Source organism: Streptomyces sp. NPDC051109 (genome assembly GCF_044455885.1).
Lineage (GTDB): Bacteria > Actinomycetota > Actinomycetes > Streptomycetales > Streptomycetaceae > Streptomyces.
This window is the reverse complement of the sequence record NZ_JBITFF010000015.1, coordinates 99049-118340: the sequence shown is the minus strand read 5'-3', so window position 1 is coordinate 118340 and position 19292 is coordinate 99049. Positions and strand designations below refer to the sequence as shown.

At 72.4% G+C, this 19292-nt stretch carries 16 protein-coding genes and 1 tRNA gene; 9 read left to right on the top strand and 8 right to left on the bottom strand.

The window, feature by feature from the left end:
* Nucleotides 1-49 precede the first annotated feature (49 nt).
* Complete coding sequence (locus ACIBAD_RS25995) at nucleotides 50-3037, top strand: bifunctional [glutamine synthetase] adenylyltransferase/[glutamine synthetase]-adenylyl-L-tyrosine phosphorylase (RefSeq protein ID WP_398908777.1); 2988 nt, start codon at nucleotides 50-52, stop codon at nucleotides 3035-3037.
* Between the two features lie 6 nt (nucleotides 3038-3043).
* Here the strand turns inward: ACIBAD_RS25995 and ACIBAD_RS25990 are convergent, their stop codons facing one another.
* Both ACIBAD_RS25990 and ACIBAD_RS25985 read right to left on the bottom strand, forming a co-directional pair.
* On the bottom strand, nucleotides 3044-3460 hold the full coding sequence (locus tag ACIBAD_RS25990; protein WP_134075180.1) for a hypothetical protein: 417 nt from the start codon (nucleotides 3458-3460) through the stop codon (nucleotides 3044-3046).
* Between the two features lie 51 nt (nucleotides 3461-3511).
* Entirely contained in the window at nucleotides 3512-4306 is a 795-nt protein-coding gene (locus ACIBAD_RS25985) for a helix-turn-helix domain-containing protein (RefSeq protein WP_398908775.1), read from the bottom strand.
* Nucleotides 4307-4717: 411 nt separating this feature from the next.
* Here ACIBAD_RS25985 and ACIBAD_RS25980 point away from each other — a divergent pair, with 411 nt between their 5' ends.
* Genes ACIBAD_RS25980 through ACIBAD_RS25970 form a run of 3 tightly spaced genes read left to right on the top strand, consistent with a single transcriptional unit; the run spans nucleotide 4718 to nucleotide 6971 of the window.
* Nucleotides 4718-5566 (top strand): helix-turn-helix domain-containing protein, encoded by an 849-nt coding sequence (locus tag ACIBAD_RS25980; protein WP_398908773.1) that lies wholly within the window; start codon nucleotides 4718-4720, stop codon nucleotides 5564-5566.
* Nucleotides 5563-5820: a DUF397 domain-containing protein gene (locus ACIBAD_RS25975; protein ID WP_398908771.1), complete on the top strand. Its 258-nt coding sequence runs from the start codon at nucleotides 5563-5565 to the stop codon at nucleotides 5818-5820. Before ACIBAD_RS25980 ends, ACIBAD_RS25975 begins: the two co-directional genes overlap by 4 nt.
* Nucleotides 5817-6971 (top strand): hypothetical protein, encoded by a 1155-nt coding sequence (locus ACIBAD_RS25970; RefSeq protein WP_398908769.1) that lies wholly within the window; start codon nucleotides 5817-5819, stop codon nucleotides 6969-6971. Before ACIBAD_RS25975 ends, ACIBAD_RS25970 begins: the two co-directional genes overlap by 4 nt.
* 74 nt (nucleotides 6972-7045) lie before the next feature.
* Here the strand turns inward: ACIBAD_RS25970 and ACIBAD_RS25965 are convergent.
* Together ACIBAD_RS25965 and ACIBAD_RS25960 are read right to left on the bottom strand one after the other, a co-directional pair.
* A tRNA-OTHER gene (locus ACIBAD_RS25965) sits at nucleotides 7046-7168 on the bottom strand.
* Nucleotides 7169-7264: 96 nt separating this feature from the next.
* Nucleotides 7265-7867 (bottom strand): TetR/AcrR family transcriptional regulator, encoded by a 603-nt coding sequence (locus tag ACIBAD_RS25960; RefSeq protein ID WP_398908767.1) that lies wholly within the window; start codon nucleotides 7865-7867, stop codon nucleotides 7265-7267.
* A gap of 112 nt (nucleotides 7868-7979) precedes the next feature.
* Here ACIBAD_RS25960 and ACIBAD_RS25955 point away from each other — a divergent pair, with 112 nt between their 5' ends.
* Together ACIBAD_RS25955 and ACIBAD_RS25950 are read left to right on the top strand one after the other, a co-directional pair.
* The gene (locus ACIBAD_RS25955) at nucleotides 7980-9662 is read left to right on the top strand and encodes an APC family permease (RefSeq protein WP_398908765.1); all 1683 of its coding nucleotides are present in this window, start codon (nucleotides 7980-7982) and stop codon (nucleotides 9660-9662) included.
* Nucleotides 9584-11170 (top strand): amidohydrolase, encoded by a 1587-nt coding sequence (locus ACIBAD_RS25950; protein WP_398908763.1) that lies wholly within the window; start codon nucleotides 9584-9586, stop codon nucleotides 11168-11170. Before ACIBAD_RS25955 ends, ACIBAD_RS25950 begins: the two co-directional genes overlap by 79 nt.
* Nucleotides 11171-11176: 6 nt before the next feature.
* Here the strand turns inward: ACIBAD_RS25950 and ACIBAD_RS25945 are convergent, their stop codons facing one another.
* The 4 genes from ACIBAD_RS25945 to ACIBAD_RS25930 all read right to left on the bottom strand — a co-directional run bounded on the left by ACIBAD_RS25945 (nucleotide 11177) and on the right by ACIBAD_RS25930 (nucleotide 15839).
* Complete coding sequence (locus ACIBAD_RS25945) at nucleotides 11177-12073, bottom strand: immunity 49 family protein (protein ID WP_398908761.1); 897 nt, start codon at nucleotides 12071-12073, stop codon at nucleotides 11177-11179.
* A 108-nt stretch (nucleotides 12074-12181) separates the two neighbouring features.
* Nucleotides 12182-13072, bottom strand: a complete 891-nt coding sequence (locus ACIBAD_RS25940; protein WP_134075171.1) for a phosphatase PAP2 family protein — start codon at nucleotides 13070-13072, stop codon at nucleotides 12182-12184.
* 68 nt (nucleotides 13073-13140) lie between these two features.
* The gene (locus ACIBAD_RS25935) at nucleotides 13141-14187 is read right to left on the bottom strand and encodes a LacI family DNA-binding transcriptional regulator (protein WP_398908759.1); all 1047 of its coding nucleotides are present in this window, start codon (nucleotides 14185-14187) and stop codon (nucleotides 13141-13143) included.
* Nucleotides 14188-14213: 26 nt separating this feature from the next.
* The gene (locus tag ACIBAD_RS25930; RefSeq protein WP_134075170.1) at nucleotides 14214-15839 is read right to left on the bottom strand and encodes a glycoside hydrolase family 13 protein; all 1626 of its coding nucleotides are present in this window, start codon (nucleotides 15837-15839) and stop codon (nucleotides 14214-14216) included.
* Nucleotides 15840-16072: 233 nt separating this feature from the next.
* Here ACIBAD_RS25930 and ACIBAD_RS25925 point away from each other — a divergent pair, with 233 nt between their 5' ends.
* Genes ACIBAD_RS25925 through ACIBAD_RS25915 form a run of 3 tightly spaced genes read left to right on the top strand, consistent with a single transcriptional unit; the run spans nucleotide 16073 to nucleotide 19238 of the window.
* Entirely contained in the window at nucleotides 16073-17344 is a 1272-nt protein-coding gene (locus ACIBAD_RS25925) for an extracellular solute-binding protein (RefSeq protein WP_398908756.1), read from the top strand.
* Nucleotides 17345-17352: 8 nt separating this feature from the next.
* Nucleotides 17353-18381: a carbohydrate ABC transporter permease gene (locus ACIBAD_RS25920; protein ID WP_134075169.1), complete on the top strand. Its 1029-nt coding sequence runs from the start codon at nucleotides 17353-17355 to the stop codon at nucleotides 18379-18381.
* A complete protein-coding gene (locus ACIBAD_RS25915; RefSeq protein ID WP_134075168.1) occupies nucleotides 18378-19238 on the top strand; it encodes a carbohydrate ABC transporter permease in 861 nt (286 codons plus the stop codon). The genes ACIBAD_RS25920 and ACIBAD_RS25915 overlap by 4 nt, the downstream gene beginning before the upstream one ends.
* Nucleotides 19239-19292: the final 54 nt, after the last annotated feature.

The window sequence follows — 19292 nt, the reverse complement described above, 5'->3', positions numbered from 1 at the left end:
GCACGCTCCGCCAGTGGCGGCGACGGCGACGTACGCGGGAGGCGGCGGGATGACAGTCCCGGGACGCAGGAGCAGTACCTTCATGCGGCTGCTGCGCAGCGGCTTCACCGACCCCTCGGCGGCCGCCCGGCTGCTCGACTCCGACGCGCTGGCCTGCGTGCGCACCGATCCGGTGCTCCTCGACGCCCTCGGGGCCACCGCCGATCCCGATCTGGCCCTCCTCGGGCTCGTCCGGCTCGCCGAGGCGCAGAGCGAGGACGAGCGGCCCGTACTCCTCGACACCCTCGTCAGCGCCAAGCCGCTGCGCGACCGCCTCCTCGGCGTGCTCGGCGCCTCCGAGGCGCTCGCCGACCACCTCGCCCGCCACCCCCGCGACTGGCACGCGCTGGTGACGTACGAGGCCGCCGATCTGCACCCCGGGCTCGCCGAGTTCGAGCAGGGGCTCGCGCAGGCCCACGACCCCATCGCCCTGCGCGTCGCCTACCGCCGCTGCCTGCTCTCCATCGCCGCCCGCGACGTCTGCGGCACCATCGACGTCGCCCAGACGGCCGCCGAGCTCGCCGACCTGGCCACCGCCACCCTCCGCGCCGCCCTGCGGATCGCGTCCGCCGCCGCCCCCGAGGACGCCGCCGCCTGCCGGCTCGCCGTCATCGCCATGGGCAAGTGCGGCGGCAACGAGCTCAATTACGTCTCCGACGTCGACGTCATCTTCGTCGGGGACGCACCGGCCGGCGCCGACGAGGGCAAGGCCGTCCAGGCCGCCACCCGCCTCGCCTCCCACCTCATGCGGATCTGCTCCGAGACCACCATCGAGGGCACCATCTGGCCCGTCGACGCCAACCTGCGCCCCGAGGGCCGCAACGGCCCCCTCGTCCGCACCCTCGCCTCCCACCTCGCCTACTACCAGCGCTGGGCCAAGACCTGGGAGTTCCAGGCCCTCCTCAAGGCCCGTGCCGTCGCCGGCGACCCGGAACTCGGCGCCCAGTACATCGACGCCATAACGCCGCTGGTCTGGCACGCCGCCGAACGCGAGAACTTCGTCGCCGACGTCCAGAAGATGCGCCGCCGCGTCGTCGACAACATCCCTGCCGCCCAGGTCGACCGCGAGCTCAAGCTCGGCCCCGGCGGCCTGCGCGACGTCGAGTTCGCCGTCCAGCTGCTCCAGCTCGTCCACGGCCGCAGCGACGCCACCCTGCACTCCGGCTCCACGCTCGACGCCCTGCACGCCCTCGCCGCCGGCGGCTACGTCGGCCGCACCGACGCCGCCCAGCTGAACGACGCGTACCGGTTCCTGCGCGCCATGGAGCACCGCATCCAGCTGTACCGGCTGCGCCGCACCCACCTCGTCCCCGAGGACGAGGCCGACCTGCGCCGCCTCGGCCGCTCCCTGGGGCTGCGCACCGAACCCGTCGCCGAGCTCAACAAGGCCTGGCGCCGCCACGCCTCCGTGGTCCGGCGCCTGCACGAGAAGCTCTTCTACCGGCCGCTCCTCGACGCCGTCGCCCAGCTCGCCCCCGGCGAGGCGCGGCTCTCCCCGCGCGCCGCCGGCCAGCGCCTCGAAGCCCTCGGTTACGCCGACCCGGTCTCGGCCCTGCGCCACCTCGAAGCCCTCGCCTCCGGCGTCACCCGCAAGGCCGCCATCCAGCGCACCCTGCTCCCGGTCATGCTCGGCTGGTTCGCCGACTCCGCCGATCCGGACGCCGGCCTGCTGAACTTCCGCAAGGTCTCCGACGCCCTCGGCAAGACCCCCTGGTACCTGCGCCTCCTGCGCGACGAGGGGGCCGCCGCCGAGAACCTGGCCCGGGTCCTGTCGGCCGGCCGGCTCGCCCCCGACCTGCTGATGCGCGCCCCCGAGGCCGTCGCCCTGCTCGGCGACCCCGGCGGGCTCGCCCCCCGTACGCACGAGGCCCTGGACCAGGAAGTGCTCGCCGCCGTCGGGCGCGCCGACAGCGCCGAGGCCGGCGTGGCCGCCGTCCGCGGGGTCCGCCGCCGCGAGCTCTTCCGTACGGCCGCCGCCGACATCATCCGCTCCTACGGTACGGAGGACAGCCCGGCCGAGGAGGACCCCGGCGCCCTCGTCGACCGGGTCGGCAGCGCCGTCTCCGACCTCACCGCCGCCACCATCGCCGGATCCCTGCGCGCCGCCGTCCGGCACCACTGGGGCGAGACCCTGCCCACCCGCTTCGCGATCATCGGCGTCGGCCGCTTCGGCGGCCACGAGCTCGGCTACGGGTCCGACGCCGACGTCCTGTTCGTCCACGAGCCCCGCGAGGGCGTCGACGAACAGGAGGCCGCGAAGGCCGCCCAGGCCGTCATCGCCGAAATGCGCAGGCTGCTCCAACTCCCCACCGCCGACCCGCCGCTGCTCATCGACGCGGACCTGCGCCCCGAGGGCCGCTCCGGCCCCCTGGTCCGTACGCTGGCCTCCTACGCCGCGTACTACCGGCGCTGGTCCCTGACCTGGGAGAGCCAGGCCCTGCTGCGCGCCGAACCGGTCGCGGGCGACGCCGAGATCGGTGCCCGCTTCATCGAGCTGATCGACCCGCTGCGCTACCCGATGGAGGGCCTCGGCGAGGACGCGGTCCGCGAGATCCGCCGCCTCAAGGCCCGCATGGAGTCCGAGCGCCTCCCGCGCGGCGCCGACCCCACGCTCCACACCAAGCTGGGCCGCGGCGGCCTCAGCGACGTCGAGTGGACCGTCCAGCTGATCCAGATGCGGCACGCCTGGTCGGAGCCCGGCCTGCGCACCACCCGGACCCGCGAAGCCCTGGCCGCAGCCCACGCGGCCGGGCTGATCCCGACCGAGGAAGCGCAGATCCTGGACGAGGCCTGGGTACTCGCCACCCGGGTCCGCAACGCCGTGATGCTGGTCCGCGGCCGTGCCGGGGACACCTTCCCGTCGGAGGCCCGCGAACTGGGGGCCGTCGGCCGCTACCTCGGCTACGCGGAGGGCACGGCGGGCGAACTGCTCGACGACTACCGCCGCATCACGCGCCGCGCCCGCGCGGTCGTGGACGACCTGTTCTACGGGGCGTAGTCCCCCCTAGTGCAGCGGCGGGTAGTACGGCTCGGGTTGCGGCCGGTTCTGGCAGTTGGCGTTGTTCCATTCGCGCTGGTAGGACCGGTCGTACCCGGTCTTGAACCCGCGCTGCTTGGCGCTCGACACGTCGTCGGGGTTGGGTACCCACAGCGGGTAGTTCTTCGAGCGGCACTGCCGGCCGTCGTCCGCCCCCCGGGCCTCGCCCTGCCTCAGCCCCTCGCAGTAGGCGCGGGCCTTCTGGTTCGTGGAGACATGCCCCGTGGAGTAGTCCCAGACCGTGCCGTCCAGCTTGCAGAGCGTCGTGGTCGGTGCGACGGAGACCTGACCCGACGAGGGCTGCGCGGCGACGGCTCCCGGTCCGAGGGTGAGCGAGGCCGAGAGCGCCAGGCCTGTCAAAGCGAACAGTGGTGAGTAACGCATAACGTGCCTCCCCGTCCAGTTCACTCCAATGGGCGGGACCCCGCCACTCGGCTAGGCCGCGTGTGCGTCCGCGGGTGGGCAGTCGCGGCAGCGGCCGGGGGTGGGGGAGCGGAAGGCGCGGTCGCAGCCGTCGCAGGTGCGGAGCGGGTAGATCTCGCGGTCGGGCGGTACGGGGCGGGCCTCGCCAGGGTCGGGCAGCCGGGGCGGGAGCAGCTCCCGCAGGCGGTGGGCGGTCAGCGCTGCCGGGGAGTGGATGGGTGTCGTGGGGAGCGAGCGGGTCAGGGCGTCGATGACGGCGCTCGCCGTCAGCCCCCGCTCCAGCCAGACGCCTGCGGCGGGCGCCAGGCGTACGGTGTCCCGCTCGGACAGTACGAGCCGGGGATCCCGCAGCCGCAGCCGGGCGAGCAACTCGCGGGCCTGGAGCTCGACTTCCGGGGCGGGCGGGGCCGGTGCGGGTTCGGCGGCTGGTTCGGGCTCCGGATCGGGCTCCGAGGCGGGCGCCGTTGCGGGGGGTTGTGCGGGGTTGGCCGGGCGCTCCAACGCTGCCTGCCGCCTGGCGGGAGGGTTGTTGTACGACACCGTACGGGTGACGATCTGCCCCGAAGGGAGCCGCTCCCGCGTGCGGGAGAGGTAGCCGTGCGCTTCCAGCTCCCGCAGGGCCGAGGCGATGCGGGTCTCGCCCTCGGTGAAACGCTGTGCCAGGGCCTTGATCGACACGTCTGTGCCGGTGGGCAGGGACTGGATGTAGGTGGACAGGCCGATCGCCGTCAGGCTCAACTCGCGGTGCTGGGCGAGGTGGTTGCCGATCGTGACGTAGCGCTCGGGCTGCCGGTCTTTCTCGTGCATGACACCGGGCCTCGGAATGCGGTACGGAGCGCGCGAGGGCGCGCTAAGCTGCTGTTCAGCCACGGGAAGGGTCCTTGCTTCCTCAGCGGCGAGGCCCTCGGGCGGGAGTGCAATCCCGTACGGGGGCCGTTCGCGTTTATGGGGTTGTCTCCAGCCAGAGTGCCGGGCGAATTGGCATATGCGCCAGCCGGATTGGGCTGATTCACCCGACCGGGTGAGAGGGGGGAAGGGGGAGGTGGGGAGAGGTCATTTCCCCCGGTTATTTGGTCTTTAGGCGTCGGGTGGTACCGGCCGTCGATCCACCGGATCGTGGAAAACCCGATCTGGTGAAATCGGACTTTCCGGTCCGCGCACTCCGGCATGACCATTCATGCGTAGCCTGACCGGAGTTGAAGGCTGACGGAGGTGGCAGTGAGCACAGAGGGCGCCGACGAGTCGAGCTGGGCACTCGACCCGGAAGACGAATCCGGGGCGGTCGTCGCTGCGGTGGGACGCCAGTTGAAAATGTGGCGGGAGGCCGCTGGACTCGACCGTTCCACATTTGCTGAACGGATGGGTTACGGGGCGGATCTGACCCGCAAGATCGAGAGCGGCACCCGCATTCCGCGCCCCGAGTTCCTGGAGAAGGCGGACGAGGTTCTCGGGGCGGGCGGGAAGATCGCCGCGATGAAGGTGGACGTCGAAAAGGCGCGCTACCCGAAGAAGGTTCGGGATCTGGCCAAGTTGGAATCCGAGGCGGTGGAGATCGGGTCGTACGACAACGGCGTGGTCCCGGGCTTGCTTCAGACCGAGGAGTACATCCGTGCCCTCTATGCGGTGAGGCGCCCGGCCTACTCGGAGGATCAGATCGAGCGCCTGGTAGCGGCGAGGGTAGCGCGCCACGACGTCCTCCGGCGACATCCGGCCCCGCTGCTGACCGTCGTGCAGGAAGAGGCTGTTCTCCGGCGGCCTGTCGGGGGCAAAATGGTGCTGCGCCGCCAACTGGAGCACCTGCTGGAGGTCGGCCAGTTGCGCAACGTGGAGATCCAGGTGATGCCCACTGCGGTGGAGGAGCACGCCGGTCTCGCGGGATCACTGAAGATCATGCGCCTCAAGGACGGAACGACCGTTGGACACAACGAAGTTCAGCTGGTCAGCCGCTTGATCACTGAACCCAAAGAGGTCCAGATCCTGGACATGCGCTATGGCATGATCCGAGCGCAGGCTCTGACGCCTCGCGAATCTCTGGCGTTCATCGAGAAGGTACTGGGGGAGACATGAGCATCAAGCAGTCGGCCGAGGGGCTCTCCGCACTGACGTGGGTCAAGAGCAGCTACAGCACCAACGACGGACCCGACTGCATTGAAGTCGCGTGGATCAAGAGCAGCTACAGCACCAACGACGGCCCCAACTGCGTCGAGGTCGCCCGGACCCCCGGGACCGTCCTCGTCCGGGACTCCAAGCGGCCCGATGACGGCCGGCTGGCCGTCGCCCCCGCCGCCTGGGACGGGTTCGTCGCGTACGCCACCGCGTGAGAAGCACGGGTTCGGCCGTCAAGGCCGTCGTCCGCTACCGGCGGCCGGATCCCCAGTGCTGGAAGGTCGTGGTCAGAGCGGCCTGCAATCCCCTGGGCGGCACCTGGGACGCGGCCAAGGCGGTGGCCCAGGGCGGCCCCGCCGTCTCCGGGCACGCCGACCGGCTGGCCAGGGCACTCGCCACGCGGCTCGGGAACGTCGAGGAGCTCGCGCTCGCCCTGGCCGGGATGGGCGACCTCCGGGCGCTGCCCGCTCTGCGGCGCCTTGCGAAGGACGGCCGCTTCCCGACCTACCGCATACAGGTCCGCGTCCTTGCCGCACTGCCCGCCGCGGAGCTGCTCCCCACGATGCGGGCGGTGCTGCGCCGGGATCCGCCGAAGTACCACGCGAGCACCTCCATCCTCGAACTCCTCGCGCAGTGGGGCCCGGCCTCCGCGCCCGCCCTGCCCGAGGTGGTCCCCTACCTGGAGGGCCTGTACGCCCACGACGCGCTGCGCGTCCTGGGCCGGATCGGCCCGGCCGCGGCCGTCGCCGCCGACCGGCTGGCCGACTTCGCCACCGGCCGCGCCCCGCGGGCCGCCCGCCACCACCCGCGGATGGCCGCCTGGGCGCACTGGCGGGCCACCGGGGACCCCGCGCTCGCCCTCGCCGTGTGCGGCGCGGCCGTGGCTTCCGGGAGCGCGAGCCACGGTCTGCCCTTCCTCGCCGAACTCGGCCCGCTGGCCGCCGCGCACGCGGACACCGTGCGCGGTCTGATGGAATCGCCCGGCGCGTGGACCCGGGTCGCCGCGGCCCACGCGTACTGGCGGATCACCGGGGACCCGGAGCCCGCAGTGCCGGTGCTGCTGGCCGAAGTGGACCCGGACTGGACCGGGAACCCCGCCCTGCCTGCCCGGGAAGCCGTTCGCCGGCTCGGCGAGATAGGCGCCCCGGCCGCCGCGTCGGCGCCCCTGCTGCGCCGGATCCTGGCGGCGGAGGAGCGGCTGAGCCACCCGTACGAGGACGTCCGGATCCTGGCCGACGAGTCCTACGTCCGCACCCTCACCGCGGCGTTGGCACGTATGGGAGTGGGTGCCCCGGGCGCCTGCGCACCGCCGTCCGTGCCCGCCGCCCGGCAGGGACCGCTGCGGAGGTGGCGGGGGCTGCACTGACCGCCTCGTAAGGCCGGGCCGGCCGTTGCCTCTGCGGGGCCCGCGTGGACGTCGGGAAGGACCGGAGCCGGGGGCAGGGCCGACGGGATTCGAACCCGCGAGGGGCATCGGCGGACAGGCCCGTCCACTCGCCCCAGACGGCGGCCCGGGGAACCTCCCGGAGCCGCCGGTGCAATGGACCGCTCTGCCACGGTCCTGCCCCCTTGCGGGAGCGCGCGCACCCGCCGGCACCGAGGCTACGGTCCGGACTCCGGCCCCGGCCACGGAATATCCGCGATGTTCGCGGCCGGGGCTCAGCCGTCGGCGCGCACGGTGCGCGCGTACGCCAGGAACGCGGCCAGGCCCAGATCGAAGGCGGCCTCCGCGCGGCCCGGGCCGACGGCCTCCAGGGCGTCCGCGAGCAGCGGGGTGTCGGGGGAGGGCTCCCACATGGCCTCGGGAGCGGCCAGGTCCAGGGCCGAGCCGAGGACCAGGTTCTCCAGCGCCGTCAACAGCGGCATCACCCGGTCGCGGGTGAACCCCGCCGCCAGCAGCATGCCGACCGCCCCCTCGTACTGCGCCAGCACCCGCGGCGCCCGCACCGGCGTGGTCATCAGCAGCGGGATGGCCCGCGGCGAGGCCGCGAAGGCGGCCCGGTACGAGCGCGCCCAGGCCTCCAGGGCCCGGTCCCAGGGCTCCAGGTCCAGGGTCTCGCCGGCGATCCGGTCGCACACGAGCTCCCGCACCAGCTCCACCACCCCCGCCCGGCCGTCCACGTGGTGGTACACCGACCCGGTCTGAACGCCGAGCGCCCGCGCGATCTGCGGGACGCTGAACTCGCCCTGCTCCTCGACCAGTTGCAGTGCGGTCGCGGCGATCCGCTCCCGGTCGAGGAGGGGGGTGCGCGGCCGTGCCATCGGTTTCTCCCGCCGTGAGGTCTTCCCGTACGCCAAAACCGGAGGCTACATTGCCGCGAACCGAAGAACCGAAAGCCTTTAGGTTTTGGTCTCCCCCGAAGGGTGCCCCCGCATGCCCGAAACGCCGGAACCGCCGACCGACAGACCCGCTTTGCGCCGCGCCGCGCTCGGCACCGCCGACATCTCCCTCTTCGTCGTCTCCGCCGCCGCCCCGCTCACCGTCATGGCCGGTGTGGCCCCCGTCGCGATCCTGCTGGGCGGGATCGGCGCCCCCGCCGGGTACCTGCTCGCCGGGCTCACCCTCGCCGTCTTCGCCGTCGGGTTCACCACCATGAGCCGCCACGTCGGCAGCGCCGGCGCATTCTACGCGTACATCACCCGCGGCCTCGGCAAGCGCGTCGGCATCGGCGCCGCCCTGCTCGCCCTCGTCGGCTACAACGGCATGGAGATCGGGGTCTACGGGCTCCTCGGCACCACCACCGCCGACACCGCCCACGCCCTCGGCGGCCTCGACGTCCCCTGGCTGCCCATCTCCCTCGCCGGCCTCGCCCTCATCTGGTACGGCGGCTTCCGCTCCATCGACTTCGGCGCCAAGGTGCTCGGCGTCCTGCTCGTCGCCGAGACCGGGATACTCGTCCTCCTCGCGGGAGGCGTCCTCCTCAAGGGCGGCGCCCACGGACTCTCCGCCGGCTCCTTCGCCCCCGGCGCGGTCCTCGTCCCCGGCACCGCCGCCGTCCTGGCCTTCGCCTTCGCCGCGTTCACCGGCTTCGAGTCCACCGTCATCTACCGCCGCGAGGCCCGCGACCCCGACCGGACCATCCCGCGCGCCACCTACATCGCCGTCGCCTTCCTCGGCCTCTTCTACGCCTTCGTCGTCTGGACCGTCATCCAGGCCTTCGGCGCCGAGGAGGTCGTGGCCGCCGCCGCCGAGGACCCCGGCGGCCTCTTCTTCGCCGCGATCACCACGTACGTCGGCCCCTGGGCGGCCGACCTCATGCACGTCTTCATCGTCACCAGCGTCATCGCCTCCCTCCTCGCCTTCCACAACGCCATCAACCGCTACGCGCTCGCCCTCGCCGAGGAGGGCGTACTGCCGCCCGCCCTCGGCCGGGTCCACCCGAGCCACCGCTCCCCGTACCTCGCCGGACTCGCCCAGACCGCCCTCGGCGCAGTGATCGTCCTCGCCTTCGCGCTCGCCGGGGCCGACCCGTACCAGCAGCTGCTGCTCTGGGTGAACACACCCGGAATGATCGGGCTCATGGCGCTGATGCTGCTCGCCGCGATCGCCGTACCCGTCCACTTCCGGCGCACCGCGCACACCGAGGGCCCCTGGCGGACCGTGGTCGCGCCGATCGCCGCCGCCCTGCTGCTGGCCGTCGCCATCTGCCTCGTCGTCTCCAAGGTGGGCCTCTTCACCATGGCCTCCACCACCGTGAACACCCTCCTTGTCGCCCTCGTCCCCGCCGTGTTCCTGGCCGGGCTCGGGCTCGCGCAGCGCCTGAAGACCCGCCGCCCCGAGACCTACGCCCGGTTCGCCGCCGAGCCGGCCGAGCCCGCCGAGCCGGCCGAGCCCGCCGAGCCGGCCGAGCCCGCCGAGCCGTCCGAGCCCGCCGAGCCGTCCGAGCCCCCCGAGCCGTCCGAGCCCCCCGAGCCCGCCGAGCCGACCCCTCCCGCCGAGCCCGTCGAGCCCGCCGAAACCCCTCAAGGAGAAGAGCCGTGCCCGCTGCCGACACCGTCCTCACCGGAGCCCGCGTCCGCACCCTCGACCCCGGCCGCCCCGAGGCCCGCGCGGTAGCCGTCCGCGGCGGCGAGATCCTCGCCGTCGGCGACGAGGCCGACGTACGCCACTGGCTCGGCCCCGCCACCGAGGTGGTCGACCTCGGCGGCGCCACGCTCACCCCCGGCCTGACCGACGCCCACAGCCACCCCGTCTGGGGCATCGAGACGGCCACCGGAACCGACCTCTCGGCCGTCCGGGACCTCGACCAGCTCCGGGCCGCCCTGCGCACCGCCCCGCGTCCGGCCGGCTGGGTCCTCGGCCACGGCCTCGACCACAACGCCTTCGGCGGCCGCCCCGTCGACAAGGCGCTGATCGAGGAGGCCCTGGCCGGCACCCCCGCCTTCCTGCGCCTGTACGACGGCCACTCCGCCCTCGCCTCCGGCGCGGCCCTGGACGCCGCGGGCATCACCGGCCCGCGTACGTTCGACCAGCGCTCGGAGATCGTCTGCGGTCCGGACGGCCGCCCGACCGGCCACCTCGTCGAGCACGCCGCGATGGCCCTGGTCGGCGCCCTCGCCCCGAAGCCCTCGGCCGCCGAGCGGCGCGAGCGGCTCACCGCCCTGCTGGGCGAGATGGCCGCCACCGGACTCACCGGAGCCCACGTCATGGACCTCGGCGACGGTGACGTACCGGCCCTGCTCGCCGGCATCGAGTACGAGGGCGAGCTGCCGCTGCGGCTGCACCTGGCGCCCTGGTGCATGCCGGGCGCCACCCCGCAGGACCTGGCGGAGCTCATCGACGTCCAGGGGCTGCGCGGCCGCCACTGGCAGGTGGGCGGCGTGAAGTTCTTCATGGACGGCACCGTCGAGGGCGGTACCGCCTGGCTGGAGCACGCCGACTGCCACGGCCGGGGTACGGACGCCTTCTGGCCCGACCCCGAGGCCTACTCGGCGGCCGTACGGACCCTCGACGCGGCCGGGGTGCGCACCGCGACCCACGCCATCGGCGACGCGGCGGTCCGACACGTCCTGGACACGGTGGCACCGCTGGGCGCGCGGGCCCGGATGCGGCACCGGATCGAGCACATCGAGACCGTCCCCGACGACCAGTTGAAGCGGTTCGCGGAGCTCGGGGTGATCGCCTCGATGCAGCCGCCGCACACCGCGTACACCCGGGCCGACCACAGCGACGAGTGGTCGAAGCGGCTGGGTGCGGACCGGGCGGCGAGGGCATGGCGCTGCCGGGACCTGCGCGACGCGGGGGCCGTGCTGGCCCTGGGCTCGGACTGGCCCATCGCCCACCACGACGGCCGCCGGGTCCTGGCCATCGCCCGCAGCCCGCTGGGCGCGGCCGCCGCCGGACCCGCGCTGACGGGGCTGATGGCGCTGGAGGGCATGACCTCGCACGCCGCGCTCGCGGCGGGGGAGCAGCGGGTCGCGGGCCGGATCGCGGCCGGCTTCCGGGCGGACCTGACCGCCTTCGCGCTCGACCCGGTGGACACGGCGCCGGACGAGCTGGCCGAGGCCCCGATCCGGCTCACGATGTCGGGCGGCCGGATCACGTACGGCGGACACTCCCTGTAGCGGCGGTCAGGCGTGCAGGAGGTTCTGCGGGAGATAGGCGGAGGTGACGCCGAGCCGCCAGCCGTGGACCTGGACGGCCAGCGCGGCCAAGGCGATCGTGCCGGCCGGGAAGAGGGAGCGGGCGGGCGCGTCGGGGCCCGCGCCCTCGCGGAGGCCGACGAGGTTCCCGGCCAGGGCGCGCTCGAAGGCCGGCTGGTCGTCGTCGAGGAGGACGCGCAGCAGCCGCTGGTCCGCAGTGAGCACACCGAAGCCGTCCAGCCGGCGGGCGGCCTCGGCGCGCTCGGCGGCGTCGGGCTTGCGGAGGGTCGCGTCCGGCCAGTCCCGCGGGAGGTGCCCGGCCGCCGGCGCGAGGTAGAGGCACAGCGCGTCCATCTCGGCGAGCTCGGCCGGGTCGGAGTGCGAGTCGAGCGGCGAGTACGGCACGCCGTCGCGCAGGGCGGGTGCGTAGTCGTTCCGCAGCAGCAGCCCGATCACCCGGTCCCGCTCCCGGACCACCCCGCACGCCACGCTCAGCGCGAAGGCGTCCAGCCAGGTCCGGGCCGTGGGCGCCTGGTCGACGGCGTCGCCGAAGGAGAGGTCCATGCTGCTGAGCTCCTCGTGGAGGAGCGGGAACGGCACCTCGAAGTCGCCGTTCGGGAAGCAGCCGAGGGAGAGCTCTCCGAGTGCGCATTCGGCGGCCGTCAGCAGCGCACGGCGTACGACGGCTCCGGTCAGCCCGGGATCCGCCAGCGTCCGCGCGCCGACGTGGTCGAGGAGGTCGTCGCGGGTCTCCCGGAGCCCCTTCAGGGACAGCCCGCCGCTGTAGCGCAGCCTGTACCAGTGGTCGTACGCCCGCCCCGGGACGTCTTCCAGGGCCTCGGTTATCCGGTGCTCGCCGACCTCGTGCCGCCCCACGTCCTGCACGCCGCCTCCTTGATCGCTCCTACTGGCGAGGCGCACGCTAACAACATCCACTGACATCGCGGTCCGCGGGCCGCGGACCCTACGCGGACCCGGCCCGGCAGGAGCGGCTCAGGCCCTGCGGAACCGGTTCAGCAGGGCGGCCGAGGCCGGGTGCGGTCCCGTCTCCTCGGGCTCGCGCGGCAGGCGGTGCGGCATCGAGCCGTACCAGCCGCGCGAGACCGTGTAGCCGAACGCGAGACAGAGCATGCCGCCCGCGGCGTCCAGCCAGAAGTGGTTGGCGGTGGCCACGATGACCACGAGGGTGGCCACCGGGTAGAGCAGGCCCAGGATCCGGGCCCAGGGGGCGGAGGCGACCGCGAAGATCGTCAGTCCGCACCAGAGCGACCACCCTATGTGCATGGAGGGCATGGCCGCGTACTGGTTCGACATGTGCTTGAGGTTGCCGGAGGCCATGGAGCCCCAGGTGTGGTGGACCAGCACGGTGTCCACGAAGCTCTGCCCGTTCATCAGCCGGGGCGGCGCGAGCGGGAAGAAGTAGTAGCCGAGCAGGGCCACGCCCGTGGTGGCGAAGAGGACCATCCGCGTGGCCGCGTAGCGCCCCGGATGGAAGCGGTAGATCCACACCAGGACGCCGATGGTCACGATGAAGTGGAGCGTGGCGTAGTAGTAGTTCATGCCGACGATCAGCCACGTCACCGAGTTGACGGCGTGGTTGACCGACTGCTCCACCGCGATGCCGAGGGTCCGTTCGAGGTCCCAGAGCCAGTCGGCGTTCGCGAGGGCGGCCGCCTTCTGTTCGGGCACCGCGTTGCGGATGAGCGAGTAGGTCCAGTAACTGACCCCGATGAGCAGGATCTCGAACCAGATCCGCGGCCGGCGCGGGGCGCGCAGCCGGGACAGGAGAGCGCGCTGAGCCCCCGGACGGGCCTCACCCTCGGTCACGTGGGGTGACGAGACTTCCGTCCGGGTTTCCAGTGTCTTCACGCTCGATTCACCCATGGGGAAAGAGTCTGCCAGATGCGTTCTCGCCTTCGATCATCCCTCGGGAGGGTCTCGGGCGCAGCCGCTCACCCCTGGGGTGTAGACGGTCCCCTACGCTGCTGCGGACCGGAAGCGGTGGATCCGCGGACCACCAGCTCGGGCAGGAAGACGAACTCGCTGTGCGGGGCCGGCGTACCGCCGATCTCCTCCAGGAGCGTACGGACCGCCGCCTGCCCCATGGCCTGCACCGGCTGCCGGATGGTGGTGAGCGGCGGATCGGTGAACGCTATGAGAGGGGAGTCGTCGAAGCCGACGACCGAGACGTCCTGCGGCACGCGCAGCCCCTGCTGCCGGGCGGCCCGGATCGCCCCGAGCGCCATCATGTCGCTGGCGCACACGATGGCGGTGCAGCCGCGCGCTATGAGCGCCGCCGCGGCGGCCTGCCCGCCCTCCAGGGTGTACAGCGAGTGCTGGATGAGTTCTTCGACCTCGGTCTCTTCGAGGCCGAGCCGCTCCTTCATCCCGAGCCGGAAGCCCTCGATCTTCCGCAGGACGGGCACGAAGCGCTTGGGTCCGACCGCGAGCCCGATCCGGGTGTGACCGAGCGCGGTCAGGTGGGTCACGGCGAGCTGCATCGCGGCGCGGTCGTCGGGGGAGACGAAGGGGGCCTGCACCTTGTCGGAGAACCCGTTGATGAGGACGTACGGGACGCCCTGTCCGCGCAGTTGGTCGTAGCGGCCCATGTCGGCGGTGGTGTCGGCGTGCAGCCCGGAGACGAAGATGATGCCGGAGACCCCGCGGTCGACCAGCATCTCGGTGAGCTCGTCCTCGGTGGACCCGCCGGGCGTCTGCGTGGCCAGCACCGGGGTGTACCCCTGCCGGGTCAGCGCCTGGCCGATGACCTGCGCGAGCGCCGGGAAGATGGGGTTGTCCAGCTCGGGGGTTATCAGACCGACGAGCCCCGCGCTGCGCTGGCGCAGCCGCACCGGGCGCTCGTAGCCGAGTACGTCGAGGGCGGCCAGCACCGATTCACGGGTGCCCGCGGCCACACCGGGCTTGCCGTTGAGCACGCGGCTGACTGTGGCTTCGCTGACCCCCGCCTGGGCTGCGATGTCGGCTAGCCGTGCGGTCACGGGATTGGACTGTACCGGTCCCCGGCTCACAACGCCCACCACGTGCACGCATCGGGCGGCAGAAGCACGGTCCGGCCGTCCGTCTCGACCGGGGCACTGGAGAGTACGGGGCGTCCCGGCGAGGGGAGTTCGAGCGGCTCGGAGCGGCTGTTGAGGGTGCAGGCGAACCCGGGCCGGGTGAAGAGGAGCGCGCCCTCGGGCGCGGGCAGCCACGTCAGCGGGCCCGCGTCGGGGGAGCCGAGGCCGGGCAGCGCGCGGCGCAGCTCCAGGGCGGCGCGGTACAGCTCCAGGGTGGAGTGCGGGTCGCCGGTCTGGGCGGCGACGCTGAGGGGGGCCCAGTCGGCGGGCTGCGGGAGCCAGCTGCCGGCCGGCCCGAATCCGTACGGGGGCTGCTCTCCGGACCAGGGCAGCGGGATCCGGCACCCGTCGCGCAGCCCGTCCTGCCCGGCGGAGCGGAGGAAGGCGGGGTCCTGGCGCACGGCGTCGGGGAGGTCGGCGACCTCGGGCAGGCCGAGCTCCTCGCCCTGGTAGAGGTACGCGGACCCGGGCAGGGCGAGCATCAGCAGCGCGGCGGCCCGGGCGCGGGCCAGCCCCTGAGCGCCGCCGCCGTACCGCGTGACATGCCGTACGACGTCGTGGTTGGACAGCACCCACGTGGTGGGGGCTCCGACGGAGGCGGTGGCGGCCAGGGACTCGTCGATGACGGTCCGCATCGCGCGGGTGTCCCACGGACAGTTCAGGAAGCGGAAGTTGAAGGCCTGGTGCATCTCGTCGGGCCGGACGTACAGGGCGAGCCGCTCCGAGGTCGGCGCCCAGGCCTCGGCGACGCCGATGCGCGGGCCGTCGTAGGAGTCGAGCAGCCGCCGCCAGGAGCGGTGGATCGCGTGCACGCCGTCCTGGTCGAAGAAGGGGAGCGGCTCGGTGCCGATCAGGGTGGCCTGGGCGCCGCGGCCGATGTCGGGCATGCCCGCGGCCTTGACCATGCCGTGGGCGACGTCGATGCGGAACCCGTCGACGCCGAGGTCGAGCCAGAAGCGCAGGACGGAGGCGAACTCCTCCGCGACCTCGGGGTGCTCCCAGTTCAGGTCGGGCTGCTCGGGGGCGAAGAGGTGCAGGTACCAGGCGCCGTCGGGGGTGCGGGTCCAGGCGGGGCCGCCGAAGACGGACTCCCAGTCGTTGGGCGGGCGCTCCCCGCCGGGTCCGCGACCGGGGCGGAAGTGGTACCGGGCCCGGGCCTCGGCCGCGGGGTGGGCGAGGGCCTCCCGGAACCAGGGGTGCCGGTCGGAGGTGTGGTTGGGCACCACGTCCACGATGACCCGCAGGCCCAGCGCGTGGGCGGCCCGGACGAGCTCGTCGGCGTCGGAGAGGTCCCCGAAGAGCGGGTCGACGGCCCGGTAGTCGGCGACGTCGTAGCCGCCGTCGGCCTGGGGGGAGACGTAGAAGGGGGTGAGCCACACGGCGTCGACCCCGAGCCGGGCCAGGTGGGGCAGGCGCGAGCGCACGCCCTGGAGGTCGCCGACGCCGTCGCCGTCGCTGTCCGCGAAGGAGCGCACGTACACCTGGTAGATGACGGCATCGCGCCACCAGCAGCCGCTTGCGGTGGACTTGCTGGAAGCGCTTGCAAGCCGTGAGGCGGTCAGCTCATGGGTCATATCGGGGTCAACGCGCGTACATGCCCCCTGGTTGCGGCCTGGTTCCGGGCCCGCGCACCCGAAGGACGTTCGAACGAACAGCAAGCTGCGGCAACCGTCAGGACACACGGATGTAACGATCAGCCGCTCTTGCAGAAAATTGCCGCAAGCTCTTTCGGTCGGCTTTCAGGCTTGTTACGTTCCCTGCAACTCGGGACCGCGAGGGCGCGGCCGGGATCATCGAAGGAGTTCATATGCGGCGTGGCATAGCGGCCACCGCGCTGGTCGCGACCCTGGCGCTCGCGGCGACGGCTTGCGGCGGTGACACCAAGGACGGCGGCGAGACCAAGGCCGGCGGGGAGCTCTCCGGCACGGTCACGTGGTGGGACACCTCGAACGACGCCGAGAAGGCCAGCTTCCAGAAGATCGCCGAGGCGTTCACCGCGAAGCACCCGAAGGTCACCGTCAAGTACGTCAACGTCCCGTACGGCGACGCGCAGAACAAGGTCAAGAACGCCTTCAGCAGCGGTTCCGAAGCCCCTGACGTGATCCGCGCCGACGTCGGCTGGGTCGCCGACTTCGCCTCGCTCGGCTACCTCGACGAGGTCCCGGCCGAGACGGCCAAGAAGGTCGACGCCGAGTTCCTGCCGCAGGCCGCGGCCAGCGGCAAGTACGAGGGCAAGACCTACGCCGTCCCGCAGGTCATCGACACCCTCGGCCTCTTCTACAACAAGAAGATGCTCGCCGACGCAGGCGTCCAGCCCCCCAAGACCCTGGAGGAGCTGAAGACCGCCTCCGCCGCGATCAAGGCGAAGAGCGGCAAGGCCGGCCTCTACCTGCGCGGCGACGACTCGTACTGGTTCCTGCCGCTCATCTACGGCGAGGGCGGCGACCTCGTCGACGCGAAGAACAAGACGGTCACCGTCGACAACCCGGCCGGCGTCAAGGCGTTCAAGACCGCCCGCGACCTGGTCACCTCCGGTGCGGCGATCACCAACGCCACCGACGGCTGGACCAACATGCAGACCGCCTTCAAGTCGGGCGAGGCCGCGATGATGATCAACGGTCCGTGGGCCGTCGCCGACACCTACGCCGGCGACCAGTTCAAGGACAAGGCCAACCTCGGCGTCGCCGCCGTCCCGGCCGGCTCCGCCAAGGCCGGTGCCCCGCAGGGCGGCCACGACCTCGCCGTCTACGCCGGGTCCAAGAACCGCGCCGCCGCGCACGCCTTCGTCGAGTACATGACCTCGCAGGACGTGCAGGTGCAGTCCACCAAGGAGCTCAGCCTGCTCCCGACCCGCACCGCCGCGTACGAGCAGCCGGACGTCAAGTCCAGCGAGATGGTCCAGTTCTTCAAGCCGGCCGTGGACAAGGCCGTCGAGCGCGCCTGGATCCCGGAGAACGGCTCCCTCTTCGAGCCGCTGAAGGTCGAATACACCAAGGCGATCACCGGGGCCTCCAGCCCGGAGGACGCGGCCAAGGCGGCCGGCGTCGAGTTCCGCAAGATCCTCAAGGGCTGGAAGTAGAGAAGACGATGGCTGCTCACACCAGCCAGTCGGTGGCGAAGGCCGCGGGCGGCGACGGGGAAGACTCCGTCGCGGCCCGCGGCCGGAGCCGCAGGACTGACAGCGCGAAGCAGGGTGGACTGGGGCGCGCCCTCGCCACCCACTGGTACGCCTGGGCCATGATCGCCCCGGTGGTGCTCGTCCTCGGCGTGATCATCGGCTGGCCGCTCGCCCGCGGCGTCTACCTGTCGCTGACCGACGCCAACGAGCGCAACGTCGCCCGTACGATCGGCGCCAATCACATCGAGGCCACGTACAAGTTCGTCGGCCTCGACAACTACGCCGACGTCCTGGCCGACCCGGTGTTCCTGCAGCGGCTGGTGTGGACGGTGGTGTGGACCGTCCTGTGCGTGTCGATCACCTTCACGCTCGGACTGGCCCTGGCCAACATGCTGAACCGGGAGTTCCGGGGCCGCGCCGCCTACCGGATGGCGCTCATCCTGCCCTGGGCCGTCCCCGGCTTCGTCTCCGTCTTCGCCTGGCGGTTCCTGTTCAACCGCGACAGCGGCATCCTGAACAAGATCCTCGACGGCGGGGGCATTTCGGCCATCCCGTGGCTGGACGACCCGACGTGGGCGAAGTTCTCGGTCGTCGCCGTCAACGTCTGGCTCGGCGTCCCCTTCATGATGGTCGCCCTGCTCGGCGGGCTGCAGTCGATCCCGGCGGAGCTGTACGAGGCCGCCGAGATGGACGGCGCCACGGCCTGGCAGCGGTTCCGGCACATCACCCTGCCCGGTCTGCGGTCGGTCAGCATGACGGTGATCCTGCTCTCCACCATCTGGACCTTCAACATGTTCCCGGTGATCTTCCTGCTGACGCGGGGCGGACCCGGCGACTCCACGGAGATCCTGGTGACCCAGGCCTTCCGGGAGGCCTTCGTGGCCAGCCCGCGCGATTTCGCGGGCTCCGCCACCTGGGGCGTGCTCATCCTCGCCCTGCTCATGATCTTCGCGCTGGTCTACCGGCGCTCGCTGCGCAAGCAGGGAGAGGTGTGGTGACCGTGGCGACGACCAACGCTTCCGTACGCAAGCGGGGCCAGCGCTCCCCGCTCGCCTCCGCCGGACTGCACGTCACCCTGATCGTGGCGTCCGTGATCGCCGTCTTCCCGGTGCTGTGGGTCCTGCTGACCTCGATCAAGCCCGCGAAGCACGCCATCTCCACGGACTTCGTGAAGGAACCGACCCTGGAGAACTACCGCTACCTGGTGGAGTCGACCTCCTTCTTCACCTGGTTCGGCAACTCCGTGCTCGTGGCGGGCATCACCACCGTCCTCGGCGTGTTCATCGCCGCCACGACCGGCTACGCCGTCAGCCGGTTCAAGTTCCCGGGCATGAAGCCGCTGATGTGGACCCTGCTCATCACGCAGATGTTCCCGATGGCCATCCTGATCGTCCCGCTCTACAACCTCATGGGACAGCTCGGACTGCTCAACCAGCCGCTCGGGCTGATCATCACGTACCTCACCATCGCCGTGCCGTTCTGCGCCTGGATGATGAAGGGGTTCTTCGACACCATCCCGATCGAGATCGACGAATCCGGCCGCGTCGACGGGCTGAACCCCTTCGGCACCTTCTGGCGCCTGATCCTGCCGCTGGCCAAGCCCGGCCTCGCCGTCACCGGCTTCTACTCGTTCATCACCGCCTGGGGCGAGGTCGCGTACGCCTCCGCCTTCATGGTCGGCGACGAACACCTCACCCTCGCCGGCGGCCTGCAGACCTTCGTCACGCAGTACACCTCCAACTGGGGTGCGATGAGCGCCGCCTCCGTGCTGATCGCCATCCCGGCAGCCGTCTTCTTCCTCTTCGCCCAGCGTCACCTCGTCGCCGGGATGACGGCAGGCGCGACCAAGGGCTGACGCCCCTCCCGCGACCCAGGGCTGACCTCCCTGCCTGCCCCCTCTCACCCCCGG

Excerpts from the sequence above, each read along its gene's own strand:
- ACIBAD_RS25995 (WP_398908777.1), top strand. The coding sequence starts at position 50 with ATGACAGTCCCGGGACGCAGGAGCAGTACCTTCATGCGGCTGCTGCGC.
- ACIBAD_RS25990 (WP_134075180.1), bottom strand. The coding sequence starts at position 3,460 with ATGCGTTACTCACCACTGTTCGCTTTGACAGGCCTGGCGCTCTCGGCC.
- ACIBAD_RS25985 (WP_398908775.1), bottom strand. The coding sequence starts at position 4,306 with ATGCACGAGAAAGACCGGCAGCCCGAGCGCTACGTCACGATCGGCAAC.
- ACIBAD_RS25975 (WP_398908771.1), top strand. The coding sequence starts at position 5,563 with ATGAGCATCAAGCAGTCGGCCGAGGGGCTCTCCGCACTGACGTGGGTC.
- ACIBAD_RS25960 (WP_398908767.1), bottom strand. The coding sequence starts at position 7,867 with ATGGCACGGCCGCGCACCCCCCTCCTCGACCGGGAGCGGATCGCCGCG.
- ACIBAD_RS25955 (WP_398908765.1), top strand. The coding sequence starts at position 7,980 with ATGCCCGAAACGCCGGAACCGCCGACCGACAGACCCGCTTTGCGCCGC.
- ACIBAD_RS25940 (WP_134075171.1), bottom strand. The coding sequence starts at position 13,072 with ATGGGTGAATCGAGCGTGAAGACACTGGAAACCCGGACGGAAGTCTCG.
- ACIBAD_RS25930 (WP_134075170.1), bottom strand. The coding sequence starts at position 15,839 with ATGACCCATGAGCTGACCGCCTCACGGCTTGCAAGCGCTTCCAGCAAG.
- ACIBAD_RS25925 (WP_398908756.1), top strand. The coding sequence starts at position 16,073 with ATGCGGCGTGGCATAGCGGCCACCGCGCTGGTCGCGACCCTGGCGCTC.
- ACIBAD_RS25920 (WP_134075169.1), top strand. The coding sequence starts at position 17,353 with ATGGCTGCTCACACCAGCCAGTCGGTGGCGAAGGCCGCGGGCGGCGAC.